This is a genomic window from Lacinutrix sp. (assembly GCF_029238095.1).
GTDB lineage: Bacteria > Bacteroidota > Bacteroidia > Flavobacteriales > Flavobacteriaceae > Lacinutrix.
Map to the genome: position 1 here is coordinate 40,515 of NZ_JAQWGS010000011.1, position 12,391 is coordinate 52,905.

At 30.2% G+C, this 12,391-nt stretch carries 14 protein-coding genes; 11 read left to right on the forward strand and 3 right to left on the reverse strand.

The window, feature by feature from the left end:
* The 3 genes from P8H50_RS03585 to P8H50_RS03595 all read right to left on the reverse strand — a co-directional run bounded on the left by P8H50_RS03585 (position 1) and on the right by P8H50_RS03595 (position 3,679).
* Positions 1-1,029 (reverse strand): rod shape-determining protein, encoded by a 1,029-nt coding sequence (locus P8H50_RS03585; protein ID WP_300205681.1) that lies wholly within the window; start codon positions 1,027-1,029, stop codon positions 1-3.
* Positions 1,030-1,408: 379 nt separating this feature from the next.
* Positions 1,409-2,941, reverse strand: a complete 1,533-nt coding sequence (purH, locus tag P8H50_RS03590) for a bifunctional phosphoribosylaminoimidazolecarboxamide formyltransferase/IMP cyclohydrolase (RefSeq protein WP_300205683.1) — start codon at positions 2,939-2,941, stop codon at positions 1,409-1,411.
* A gap of 267 nt (positions 2,942-3,208) precedes the next feature.
* Positions 3,209-3,679 carry a GAF domain-containing protein gene (locus tag P8H50_RS03595; protein WP_300205685.1) on the reverse strand — a complete coding sequence of 157 codons (471 nt, stop codon included), beginning with the start codon at positions 3,677-3,679 and terminating at the stop codon, positions 3,209-3,211.
* A 79-nt stretch (positions 3,680-3,758) separates the two neighbouring features.
* On the opposite strand from P8H50_RS03595, the gene xrtF reads away from it, so the two are divergent.
* From xrtF to P8H50_RS03650, 11 genes are all read left to right on the forward strand, one after another.
* Complete coding sequence (gene xrtF, locus P8H50_RS03600) at positions 3,759-4,310, forward strand: exosortase family protein XrtF (RefSeq protein WP_300205687.1); 552 nt, start codon at positions 3,759-3,761, stop codon at positions 4,308-4,310.
* Positions 4,303-4,734 carry an exosortase F system-associated protein gene (locus tag P8H50_RS03605; RefSeq protein WP_300205689.1) on the forward strand — a complete coding sequence of 144 codons (432 nt, stop codon included), beginning with the start codon at positions 4,303-4,305 and terminating at the stop codon, positions 4,732-4,734. The genes xrtF and P8H50_RS03605 overlap by 8 nt, the downstream gene beginning before the upstream one ends.
* 59 nt (positions 4,735-4,793) lie before the next feature.
* Positions 4,794-5,198, forward strand: coding sequence for a hypothetical protein (locus tag P8H50_RS03610; protein ID WP_300205691.1), 405 nt, complete (start codon positions 4,794-4,796; stop codon positions 5,196-5,198).
* A 70-nt stretch (positions 5,199-5,268) separates the two neighbouring features.
* Positions 5,269-5,994: a MauE/DoxX family redox-associated membrane protein gene (locus tag P8H50_RS03615; RefSeq protein ID WP_300205693.1), complete on the forward strand. Its 726-nt coding sequence runs from the start codon at positions 5,269-5,271 to the stop codon at positions 5,992-5,994.
* Positions 5,994-8,228 (forward strand): carboxypeptidase-like regulatory domain-containing protein, encoded by a 2,235-nt coding sequence (locus P8H50_RS03620; protein ID WP_300205695.1) that lies wholly within the window; start codon positions 5,994-5,996, stop codon positions 8,226-8,228. The genes P8H50_RS03615 and P8H50_RS03620 overlap by 1 nt, the downstream gene beginning before the upstream one ends.
* Positions 8,229-8,292: 64 nt before the next feature.
* Positions 8,293-8,649, forward strand: a complete 357-nt coding sequence (locus P8H50_RS03625; RefSeq protein ID WP_300205754.1) for a cation transporter — start codon at positions 8,293-8,295, stop codon at positions 8,647-8,649.
* A 62-nt stretch (positions 8,650-8,711) separates the two neighbouring features.
* Positions 8,712-9,053 carry a GIY-YIG nuclease family protein gene (locus P8H50_RS03630; RefSeq protein WP_300205697.1) on the forward strand — a complete coding sequence of 114 codons (342 nt, stop codon included), beginning with the start codon at positions 8,712-8,714 and terminating at the stop codon, positions 9,051-9,053.
* Between the two features lie 185 nt (positions 9,054-9,238).
* Positions 9,239-10,096, forward strand: coding sequence for a CsgG/HfaB family protein (locus P8H50_RS03635; RefSeq protein WP_300205699.1), 858 nt, complete (start codon positions 9,239-9,241; stop codon positions 10,094-10,096).
* Between the two features lie 4 nt (positions 10,097-10,100).
* A complete protein-coding gene (locus tag P8H50_RS03640) occupies positions 10,101-10,562 on the forward strand; it encodes a hypothetical protein (RefSeq protein WP_300205701.1) in 462 nt (153 codons plus the stop codon).
* A 2-nt stretch (positions 10,563-10,564) separates the two neighbouring features.
* Positions 10,565-11,440 (forward strand): DUF6175 family protein, encoded by an 876-nt coding sequence (locus tag P8H50_RS03645; RefSeq protein WP_300205703.1) that lies wholly within the window; start codon positions 10,565-10,567, stop codon positions 11,438-11,440.
* 3 nt (positions 11,441-11,443) lie between these two features.
* The gene (locus P8H50_RS03650; RefSeq protein WP_300205705.1) at positions 11,444-12,382 is read left to right on the forward strand and encodes a hypothetical protein; all 939 of its coding nucleotides are present in this window, start codon (positions 11,444-11,446) and stop codon (positions 12,380-12,382) included.
* Positions 12,383-12,391 lie beyond the last annotated feature (9 nt).

Sequence of the window (12,391 nt, forward strand, 5' to 3'; positions counted from 1 at the left end):
TTATTTAATCAAAACACTTTTGTATTTAGGAATATTTTTAAGCGTAATACCTGTTCCACGTACTACTGCACGTAAAGGATCTTCAGCAATATAAACAGGTAAGTCTGTTTTTTGAGATAAACGCTTGTCTAATCCACGTAGCATAGAGCCACCACCAGCTAAATAAATTCCAGTGTTGTAAATATCTGCTGCTAATTCTGGAGGTGTTTGCGATAAGGTTTCCATTACAGCATCTTCAATTCTAAGAATAGATTTATCTAAAGCTTTAGCAATTTCTCTGTAAGAAATTTGAACCTGCTTAGGCTTTCCAGTTAATAAATCACGTCCTTGAACGCTCATGTCTTCTGGTGGTAAATCTAAATCTTCGGTCGCTGCACCTATTTGTATTTTTATTTTTTCGGCAGTGCGTTCACCAACATAAAGGTTGTGTTGTGTTCTCATGTAATAGATAATGTCGTTTGTAAACACATCACCTGCAATTTTAACAGACTTGTCGCAAACAATACCACCTAAAGCGATAACTGCAATTTCGGTAGTTCCACCACCAATATCTACAATCATGTTGCCTTTAGGTAGCATAATATCTACACCAATACCAATAGCAGCAGCCATTGGCTCATGTATTAAATACACTTCTTTACCATTTACACGCTCTGCACTTTCTTTTACTGCACGCATTTCTACTTCTGTAATTCCAGAAGGAATACATATTACCATACGCAACGATGGTGTAAATAACTTTTTTTTAAGCGCAGGTATGTTTTTAATAAACATGCTTATCATTTGCTCAGAAGCATCAAAATCTGCAATTACACCATCTTTTAAAGGCCTAATTGTTTTTATGTTTTCGTGCGTTTTCCCTTGCATCATATTGGCCTCTTGACCAACAGCTATTATTTTTCCTGAAATACGATCTCTCGCAACAATGGAAGGTGCATCTACAACAACCTTGTCGTTGTGGATAATTAATGTGTTTGCAGTTCCTAAATCTATTGCGATTTCTTCTGTTAAGAAGTCAAAAAATCCCATGCGTTAAGTAGTAATTTATGAAGTTATTAAAGAGTTGCTGTAAAAGTAACAAAACTAACGAAAAAAACAGCCTTTATTTTATATACTTCTTATATAAATTTTTAATGCTTAAGGATTTAGAAGCATAAGAATAAAACAAAAAAGATATTTGTAAGAATTTTAGACGGTTTTTTATGACCTTATTCGCTTTCGCGGAATTGTTAATTAATAGTATTTAAAAGATTAAATATTATTCATAATTCTCATCTTATTTAACTTTTCTTTATTAAAGGATGTTTTTGATGAAGCGTCCCGAAATAAAACAAGCAAGCCTGATATATAGAAAAATATATCAGGCAAGTTAATATTATTAAAAGATTCCTTTTTTAAAGAAATTTGTTTAATGTTTAAAATGACGTGTTCCTGTAAAAACCATCGCAACACCATTATCATTACAATAATCTACACTTAATTGGTCTTTTATAGAGCCTCCTGGTTGTATTACTGCAGATACTCCAGCGTTTTTAGCAATCTCTACGCAATCTGGAAAAGGAAAGAAAGCATCACTTGCCATTACGCTGCCTTGTAAATTAAACTTAAAAGATTGTGCTTTGTGTATGGCTTGGTTTAAAGCATCTACACGGCTGGTTTGTCCTGTTCCACTTGCACACAATTGTTTGTCTTTTACTAGAACAATTGTATTCGATTTTGTGTGTTTACAAATTTTAGAAGCAAATATTAAATCGTCTAACTCAGCAGTTGTAGGTGCCTTAGTAGTTGCGTTTTTAACATTTTCTTTTTTGTCTGTTACGTTATTTCTATCTTGAACTAACACACCGTTTAAACATGTTCTAACTGTAGTTTGTGCCAATTCGGCATCTTTTAATACTAATAGAATACGGTTTTTCTTGCCTTTTAAGAGTGCTTCTGCTTTTGCCGAGAAACTTGGAGCAATTACTACTTCGCAAAATAATTTATGTATTTCTTCTGCAGTTGCTATATCAATTTCAGAATTAGAAATTAATACACCACCAAAGGCAGAAACAGGATCTCCTGCTAGAGCATCTACATAAGCTTGATGTAAAGTGTCGCGTTGTGCTAGGCCACAAGCATTGTTATGTTTTAAAATAGCAAATGTAGGCGCATCGTTTTTAAACTCGTCCATTAAGTTTACTGCTGCATCTACATCTAAAAGATTATTATAACTTAATTCTTTACCATGCAACTGGTTAAACATAGTGTCAAAATCACCAAAGAAGAAGCCTCTTTGATGTGGGTTTTCGCCATAGCGTAATACTTTACCATTAGTCTCGGACACCTTTAAAGCCGCAATTTCATGGGTAGTATTAAAGTAATTAAATATGGCAGAATCGTAATGAGAAGAAACGTTAAAAGCTTTTGCAGCAAAACGTTTTCTGTCATCTTCTGTTAAGTTTCCTTTTTTGTCCGTAATTAATTCTAAAAACTCAGTATAATCTCCTACAGAGGAGACGCAAATAACATCTGCATAATTTTTGGCAGCTGCTCGAATTAGCGAAATGCCACCAATATCTATTTTTTCTATAATGTCTTGGTTTGTGGCTCCAGAAGCTACAGTTTTTTCAAAAGGATATAAGTCTACAATAACAACATCAATTTGTGGAATGTTGAATTCTGTCATTTCGGCAATATCACCATCATGGTTTTGCCTATTTAATATACCACCAAAAACTTTTGGGTGTAATGTTTTTACGCGACCTCCAAGAATAGAAGGGTAAGATGTTACATCTTCTACAGGAACGACTTTTATACCTAAATCGTTAATAAATTTTTCTGTACCACCAGTAGAATAAATTGTAACGCCTTGTGCGTTAAGTTCTCTAACAATTGGTTCTAAACCATCTTTGCTAAATACAGATATTAATGCAGATTTAATTGTTTTGTTATTGCTCATTAGTAGTTGTGTTAATAAGCCATCAAATTTACAAAAAAAGGAAATGATATTTACTTAAAAAAGCAAATGGGTTTTCAACTAAAAGTGTTAGTTGTTAACAACGTGGTTTAAATTTCAAAGTTCAAAAACAAAATTTCAAAAAATGAAAATATAAATAACAGAGCCTTTAAATAGGTGCTTTGAAAATGAGATGTTTAACCTGCTTCTAAAAATCTGTTTAAAAGTAAGTTAATGATTATTTAGTATGCCTTTGGGATTTAGTTTTTTTTAATTTGGGATTTGCAAAAGTATATCTGAAACTTTTGCACAAACAAACTCTAAAAAACGCTCATCTTCTTCAGTAAAAGGATCAGGAGTATTAGAATCTATATCTATTTGCCCAATGTTTTCACCATTCACAAAAATTGGAATTACAATTTCAGCTTTTACTGTAATGCTACATGCAATGTAATTGTCTTGAGCAGCAACATCTGGTACAACAAAATTTTTATTGCTTAATGCTACTTGTCCGCAAATACCTTTCCCAAAAGGAATAATGGTATGGTCTGTAGGCTCACCAACATAAGGACCTAATTTTAGTTCATTTTTATTACCATTTTTAAAATAAAAACCAACCCAATTGTAATGGCTTACATTTGCTTCTAATAGCTCACATATTTTCATTAAACGCTCATTTACAGTATTTTCGTTTTTAGAAAGTATTGTTTCAGCTTTTGGTTTTAACGTTTCAAAAATCATAAGGGTGTTTTTTTTGGTAAAAGTATTTAAAAAGGTGTAATTTCATGCTTTCTAAATCTAAATATTTTCATAATTAAATTTGAAAACACTTTTTATAAAATATAAGTCTGTATTACAATTTATTCTTACATTTTTGTTAGTATATAGTGTGTTATCTTTTGGTTATAAATACTATTTAAGCGCATCTATTGGTTCTCAATTTTATCCAGATTATGTTACAAATATTGTTGCATCACAAACTGAATATTTACTAAATAGTATTGGGTATAGTGCTCAAGTTTTAATGCATCAACAGGAGCCTTCAATGAAACTAATTTTAGAAGGAAAATATATTGTGAGAATAATAGAAGGCTGTAATGGTATAAGTGTTATTATTTTATTTGTGTCTTTCGTGATTGCTTTTTCAGGTAAATTTAAAGTAACCGTATTGTTTTTAGTGTTGGGAAGTGTCATTATTTATACTGTAAACCTTTTTAGAATTGTACTTTTAACACTTGGCTTGTATTATTATCCATGGCATGGTGAACTTTTACACACAGTAATTTTTCCTGCTGTTATCTATGGGATAGTTTTTTTATTATGGATGCTTTGGGTGAATAAATTTTCTAATCTTGGTAAAAAGAATGAGTAAGTTTATTAAATATATCTGGCTCCTTTTGCTTTTTGGATTATTATTATTATTAATTCGTGCTTTTGAAGATGAATTGTTTTACGATCCTTATTTAAAATTCTTTCAGAGTGATTATTTGTATCTCGATTCTCCAAGACGCGAAGTTTTAAAATTAACACTTTCAACTACATTAAGGTATGTTATTAATACATTAATTTCGTTAGTAATTTTATATGTGTTTTTTAAAGATAATAGTGTCGTTAAGTTTTCGGTATTAATTTATATCATGTTTTATGTAATTCTGTTAGGCTTGTTTTTATACTTTGTTCTTAATCCTAAACAAGAAGACTACTACTTGTTTTTTAATATTAGAAGGTTTTTAATCCAACCCATACTCTTGTTATTGCTACTTCCTGCTTTTTATTATCAAAGAAAAAGCGCTTAAATTAATGTTAAAGCTTAAAACTTAAAGCTATCTGTTTAAAATTTAATTAACTTTGTAGTGTGAAAATTAAATTAGTAAATAGAAGTTTCTCCTTTTTAATGGCATTTGCAGTGTTGTTCTCAACACTGTCTTTTACTGTTGAGTCTCACTATTGTGGATCTAATTTAATAGACACTGCTGTTTTTACAAAAGCAAAATCTTGTAATGGAGATTTTACAGAGAAAGCAACAACTAAGAAAGGTTGTTGTAAAAATGAAATAGATGTAATTAAAGGTCAAGATAAATTAAAAGTAAATAGTTTTGACGATTTAAATTTCAGTCTACAAATCGTTTTTGTATCTCATGTTTACAGCTATACTTCGTTAGTTATAGGCTTGCCTAAACAAACTGTTTCGCATCAGGAATATGTTCCTCCAAACCTCATTTATGACATACAAGTTCTAGATGAAACCTTCTTAATTTAATATATTATTTCTTTAGTTTTCGCTTACGCGGAAACATTAGTTTACGAAATAATTTATTAAATAAAATACAATGATACATACATATACAGTTACAGGAATGACCTGTAATGCTTGTAAAGCTTCAGTAGAAAAACATTTGAATGCTTTACCAAACATAACTCAAGCGACTGTAGATCTTGAGGCTCAAGAAGTAACAGTCGAAATGTCTCAATACATTTCAATTAAATCGCTTCAGGAAGCACTACCAGAAAAGTTTTTAATTTCAGAAAAAGAACAAGAAAACATTTTTAAAACTTCTAAAATTGAAGCACAAAAAAGTGACCTTCAACAATTAAAACCATTATTTATAATCTTTGGTTACATAACTGCAGCTTCCATTTTAATGCATTATAAAAATTGGGAATGGAGTAGTTTCATGCTCGATTTTATGGGCTTGTTTTATATTGTTTTTAGTTTCTTTAAAATCCTAGACCTAAAAGGTTTTCCAGAATCTTTTAAAATGTACGATCCTCTAGCAAAGCAAATCCCGTTCTATGCTAAAATCTATCCTTTTTTAGAACTTGCCATAGGAATCCTTTTTTTAATGCGTATTCAAGTTCCAATGGCTTTAATAATAACCATTATTATTCTGGGTATTACAACTATTGGCGTAACCAAAACGCTTTTAGATAAAAAAGCAATACAATGTGCGTGTTTAGGAACAGCACTTAAATTACCAATGACGAAGGCGACGTTTATAGAGAATACAATTATGATTGTTATGGCAATTATTATGTTAACTTATACCTATTTATAATGAAGCAGATAATTTATATAATACTATTATTGCCATTATTTGCGATCTCTCAATCGGAATTAAAAGGCACTGTTTTTGAAGATAACGCAAGTAAAACACCACTTCCAGGAGCTAACGTTATTTGGTATGGAACTACAGTTGGAGATGTTACAGATTTTGATGGAAAATTTACAATTCCTTATAAAAAAGAGTATAACAAACTAATTATAAGTTATGTAGGTTATAAAACAGATACATTATTAATTTCTAGCCCAAAAACTATAACGCATTATTTAAAACCAACAAGCGAACTTGATGAAATTGAAATAACATCAAGAAAAAAACCATCTTCAATTTCTTATTTATCGTCTCAGAATGTAATTAACGTTAGTAGCGATGAGCTTTTAAAAGCGGCTTGTTGTAACCTGTCTGAAAGTTTTGAAACCAATCCTTCAATAGATGTAAATTTTGCAGATGCTGTTACAGGAACTCGACAAATAAAAATGTTAGGTTTAACAAGTCCTTACATATTAATAGCCACAGAAAACATTCCATCTATTCGAGGTGCCTCTCAAGCTTTTGGACTTAGTTTTATTCCTGGAACTTGGGTAGAAAGTATACAAATTACAAAAGGCGCAGGAAGTGTTGTTAATGGTTACGAAAGTATTACAGGACAAATAAATGCAGAATTAGTAAAACCTACAACAGACGATAAACTATTTGTAAACCTTTATGGAGCAAGTAACGCACGTCTAGAGTTAAACACGCATTTTAATACAAAAGTTAGCGATAAATGGACAACAGGAGTTTATTTACACGGCAGTACCTTAAACACAAAACACGATGTAAATAACGATAACTTTTTAGATATGCCTTTGTATAATCAAGTTAATGTAATGAACCGTTGGCAATATACTAATCCAGAAAAAGGCTTGGTAAGTTTTATAAATTTAAAGTATTTAAAAGATGATAAACAAACTGGTGAAATAGATTTTAATCCAGAAACAGATAAATTAACAACCAATAATTGGGGAAGTGAAATTGACACCGAGCGTTATGAGGTTAGTGCTAAATTAGGTTATGTTAATGCAGAATTACCATGGCAAAGTATTGGTGTTCAAGCTGCTTTTAGTGGTCACCAACAAGACTCTTATTTTGGATTAAATACATACGATATTGAGCATAATAGTTTATATGCTAATGTAATTTATAATACTATAATAAGCGATTCTCGACATAAAATTAAAACTGGTATAAGTTATACTTACGATCATTACGATGAATTAGTAAATACAACAGATTTTAATAGAACCGAAAACTCTATTGGTGGTTTTTTAGAGTATAATTATTTTAACCTAGATAAATTAAATGTTACAGCAGGTTTAAGAGTAGATAGACATAATTTATTAGGCACATTTGTAACACCTCGTTTGCATTTGCGTTATACCACATGGGAAAAAGGAGTGTTTAGAGCATCTGTAGGAAGAGGAAAACGTAGTGCTAATATTCTTGCCGAAAACCAAAAACTGTTTTCGACATCACGAAACATAAATATTTTAAATACCACTGGAGCAATTTATGGCTTAGATCCAGAAATTGCATGGAATTATGGCGTGTCTTTTTTACAAGGCTTTAGAGTATTTGGAAGAAAAGGAGAGGTGATAGCAGACTTTTATAGAACAGATTTTAAAAACCAAGTGGTAGTCGATTATGAAAACGCGCAACAAGTAAATTTTTATAATTTAGCTGGAGAGAGTTATGCCAATAGTTTTCAAGTAGAATTACATTACGAGCCTTTTAATAATTTTAATACGCGTTTGGCTTATAAAAACTATGATGTTAAAACGCAATTTAATTCAGGTAAGTTAGAACGACCATTAACACCAAAACATCGTTTTTTTGCAAATGCATCTTATGAAACAGAAGTAGATGAAGGCGAATCTAGACAATGGAAATTTGATGCAACCTATAATTGGTTAGGCGCTCAACGTTTATCATCTACACAAAATAACCCAATACAATACCAATTATCAGAGTATTCTAAGACTGTAGCGACTTTTAATGCTCAAGTAACTAAAGTGTTTTCTCCAAAATTTGAAGTATATTTAGGTGGAGAAAATATATTCAACACCAGACAAGAGAACCCAATAGTATCGGCAGATAATCCTTTTGGTTCGAGTTTTGATACTACTTTTGTATATGGCCCAATTTTTGGAGCTAACTATTATGCAGGACTTAGATTTAAAATTAAATAACTTAATTCCCGAGAAGTAAAGAATTTTATAATAAAATAATTAAAATATGAAATCAATAAACTTAATCAAGAAAGTAACATTAGTATTAACCTTTTTAATAACAACAGTAACATTTGCTCAAAACAAAAATGAACGCACTTCTTTAGAAGTAGATGGTGTTTGTTTAATGTGTAAAAAGCGTATTGAAAAAGCAAGCTTAAATACCAAAGGCGTAAAGTCTGCTATTTGGAATGTAGAAACGCATGAATTAAAATTAATTTTTGATGAGCGTAAAACAAATCTTGAAACCATACAAAAAAGTATTGTAGCAGTTGGCCATGATACTAAAACATTAAAAGCTACAGACGAAGCCTACGAAACAGTACATCCTTGTTGTAAATATCGTGATGAAGAAGTGCAAGAAGACCATAAAAAAGAATAACTAAAAAGGAATAATTATATATAAAGCCTGAATGTACATTCAGGCTTTTTTATATTTACACTATGCCTTACAGAATTTATGTAATAGAATTATCGAAACGTGTGTTTACAGAAAACACTAAGTTTCGAAATGCAAACCCACAATTTAATGGTGTGTTGCAATGTTTGTATGTTGGCATGACAAGTAAAACACCAAAAGAACGGTTTACACAACACAAAACTGGTTATAGAAATAAAAAAGGATACAAGTTGTCTTCTAATATTGTAGAAAAGTATGGCATGTATTTAAGACCAAGTTTGTACAACCATATAGATTCAATTGCTACAAGAACAGAAGCACTTAAAATAGAAGAAGCTTTGGCTCTTGAACTACGTAGACAGAAGTATGCCGTTTGGTTTAATTAACTGACTTGACTTTTTGAATAAAATAAACTAACTTTGTTTAACATATTCATTTTGAATTGCTAAACAACTGAAAAATTACTATTATTACCTGTCAAATGATACGACTAATTTGACTTGAATATAATGTTGGGAATAAACCGAAAAGCCAACTGAATTTTGAAGTAGGTAGAATTAAAAAAAATAAAATGAAACTAAAATTAACAATTACACTTACACTATTATTAAACATTTTTGTATTTGCTCAAAAAAAGAGTGTTGCAATAACTTCATTTGAAACAATATCATCCAATGTTTCCTTAAAATATGTAAAGGCAATAGAAGACAAAGTCAAGGAAGCTTTTTATGCTACGAACAGGTTTGACATTGTTGACAGAACAAACCTTAGAAAACTAAAAGCAGAAAAAGAATTGCAAAAAAGTGAAGATTTTATTGATGGTAAAACAGTTCAACAATCTAGTTTGGAAGGTGCCGAACAAATAGTAACAGGTAGTATAAGTCAAGTAGACATTGTTAAAAATACAATTGACAATAGCGATTCCTATGATTGTAAAATTTCTTTTTCACTACAAGTTATAGATATTGCAACTGGGCAAGTTTTGGCTAGTGAGTTAATTAGACCAAAACAAAGTTTTATAGGAGGTCTTGGTAGTACTTTAGTTGGCGGTGATAATACCCCAGAAAAAGCTTTTTTTAATTCGTTAAAAGGCACACAAAAAGCAATCGATAAGTTTGTTGGTAAACACTTCCCTGTAACGACTTTAATTATAGAAATAACAGAAGCATCTTCAAATAAAGCGAAATCAATTTTAATAAATACTGGTAACTTAAATGGTGCAAAAAACAAACAAGAATTTACAGTATTTGAATTAATAAATAAAAAGGTTGGAGGAAAAACCTTAATAAGAAAAAAAGAACTCGGTCAAATAAAAATAACAAAGGTTGAGGGTGATGAAATTTCAGAAGCAAAAGTTGTTAAAGGTGGCGAAGCAATATTCACTAAATTTAATTCAGGTGCTAAAATAGAGTGTCATTCAAAAAATTAATATTATGATAAGAAAAGTACTAACATTAATTACGATTACTTGCATTTTGGTATCGTGTGCTAAAAAAATAACTGTTCCTCTTACAGCAGAAGTAAATATTGTAAATGAAGATAAGCATAAGACTATTGAATTAAGAAGTGTTGGTTTCGGTAAGAATATAGAAGAAGCTATCTTTGATTCAGAAAAAAAAGCATTTGAGATTTTATTTTTTAGAGGAATCCCAAATACACATATAGAAAATCCCTTAATTGGCCCCAATGAAAATGAGATTTTATTAAAACATCAAAATTATTTCAAAAGTTTTTTTAGCGACAGATATAAATCATTCATAATGAGTATTTATGAATCATCACCTAGCCAGAAAAATAAAGGCGTAACTTCTGTAGTAAATGACATTAAAATAAATACAATGGCATTGAAAAAAGATTTAGAGACTAACAATATTATAAGAAAATTTGGATTTTAATTATGAAACAATTTTTATTAATAACCATGTGCTTGTTTTCACTTAGCGTAAGTGTTGCGCAAGATAAAAAAGTTAATACTGTTCAACCTACAATAATGGTTTTGCCATACACTAAGGAAGGACAGGATATTAGAACAATTTTAGAAGATGATTTTAACAAAAGAATCGCTATAACTGAAGTTAAAGAAGCTTTCGATAACAGAGGGTTTACAACCAAAGATTTTGTTGGTTCTTTAAAAATAGCTCTAAAAGAAACTACTTTAAATAGCGGTAACAAAACAGATTTAAAAGCGAATGTTATCAGGTTGTCTGGTGCAGATTTTTATGTAGAAGTTGAAGTTTTTGTTCAAAAATCAAGTAGCGGAAACTCTGTAAAACTAATATTACAAGGCTATGATTCATTCACAGGTCAATCTCTTTCAAATAAAGTTGGTGAATCTGGTAAGTTTTATACAGATGATATTGCAAAATTATCTCAAAAAGCAGTCGAAAGTTGTGCGGAAGAATTTTTAAACACTTTAAACAATAAATTTGGAGATATTGTTGAAAATGGAAGATCTGTTAGAATTAATATTGGATTTAATGCCGATTCTGATTACAATATGGACTCTGAAATAAATGATGATGGTGACTTAATATCGGACTTAATGGAAGATTGGCTCGATGATAATTCATTTAAAAACTATTATCATATTCAAGGTATTAGTGAAAGCGAAATGATTATTGATGACTACAGAATACCTTTAAAAGACTCAAACGGTAGAAATTATATGGCATCTAAAGTTGCCCGTGCATTGAGGAAGTATATTAAATCTCTAGGATTAGAAGTAAAAACGGATATGGAAGGTTCTGGTAAAATTAACGTTATAATTCAATAAACTATGAAAAAAATACTTATACTTTTATACATTCTAAATTTTGCGATTTTAAGTGCGCAAAACAATACTAATGACTTAAATAGTATTTCTTTATCTGTCATCTTACCCGATAATACCGAGTATTTATCAAGGAAATCAATTTCTAAGATAGAATCTAAAATACAACACATTGTGACAAAAAATGGGATTTCTGGTAGTGGTTATACCAATGAATTTTTAATTTATCCAAAATTGGAAATCTTTGACGAGTCAGTGATAGAGGGTATGAGAAATTTGGTAGTTATTGAAGTTGAATTCAATCTTTTTATACAACAATACAGCACCAAAAAAATATTTTCTTCATATTCAAAATCTATTCAAGGTAGTGGTTACAATAAAGAAAAAGCAATAGCTAATGCAATTTCAAAAATCCCAACTACCAACAATAAGATTAAAGAGTTTATTTTTGAAGCTAAAGAAAAAATACTAACATATTATAATGATAACTGCAATCAAATTTTGGATGATTCAAATTTTTTAATGAAAACTCAAAAATTTGACCAAGCAATAGCATTGTTATCCTCAGTTCCAAGAGAAGCAAAAAGTTGTTATGCTACTGTTCAAGACAAATCTATTGAAGCATTTAACGCCTATCAAAAGCAGACTTGTGAAACAAATTTATTGAAAGCTAAAACTGAAATTTCTAAAAATAATTATTCTAATGCTTTAAGATTTTTAAGTTTTATCGATGTAAGTTCGCCTTGCCTGAAAAAAGCTGAAACATTAATAAATGAAGTTGCAAAAAAAGTGGATCAAGAAGAAAAAAGAGATTGGGATTTAATGCTAAAAAAATATAATGACCGACAGAATATGGAAAAGTATAGACTAGATACTATGAAAGAAATTGCTAAGGCATATTATAGGTCTAAACCGACAACCATAACATATAAAAGCCTATTTTGATATTGACAA

Coding starts and splice junctions, on each gene's coding strand:
- P8H50_RS03585 (WP_300205681.1), bottom strand. CDS start 1,029: ATGGGATTTTTTGACTTCTTAACAGAAGAAATCGCAATAGATTTAGGA.
- purH (WP_300205683.1), bottom strand. CDS start 2,941: ATGAGCAATAACAAAACAATTAAATCTGCATTAATATCTGTATTTAGC.
- P8H50_RS03595 (WP_300205685.1), bottom strand. CDS start 3,679: ATGATTTTTGAAACGTTAAAACCAAAAGCTGAAACAATACTTTCTAAA.
- P8H50_RS03605 (WP_300205689.1), top strand. CDS start 4,303: ATGAGTAAGTTTATTAAATATATCTGGCTCCTTTTGCTTTTTGGATTA.
- P8H50_RS03615 (WP_300205693.1), top strand. CDS start 5,269: ATGATACATACATATACAGTTACAGGAATGACCTGTAATGCTTGTAAA.
- P8H50_RS03620 (WP_300205695.1), top strand. CDS start 5,994: ATGAAGCAGATAATTTATATAATACTATTATTGCCATTATTTGCGATC.
- P8H50_RS03630 (WP_300205697.1), top strand. CDS start 8,712: ATGCCTTACAGAATTTATGTAATAGAATTATCGAAACGTGTGTTTACA.
- P8H50_RS03635 (WP_300205699.1), top strand. CDS start 9,239: ATGAAACTAAAATTAACAATTACACTTACACTATTATTAAACATTTTT.
- P8H50_RS03640 (WP_300205701.1), top strand. CDS start 10,101: ATGATAAGAAAAGTACTAACATTAATTACGATTACTTGCATTTTGGTA.
- P8H50_RS03645 (WP_300205703.1), top strand. CDS start 10,565: ATGAAACAATTTTTATTAATAACCATGTGCTTGTTTTCACTTAGCGTA.
- P8H50_RS03650 (WP_300205705.1), top strand. CDS start 11,444: ATGAAAAAAATACTTATACTTTTATACATTCTAAATTTTGCGATTTTA.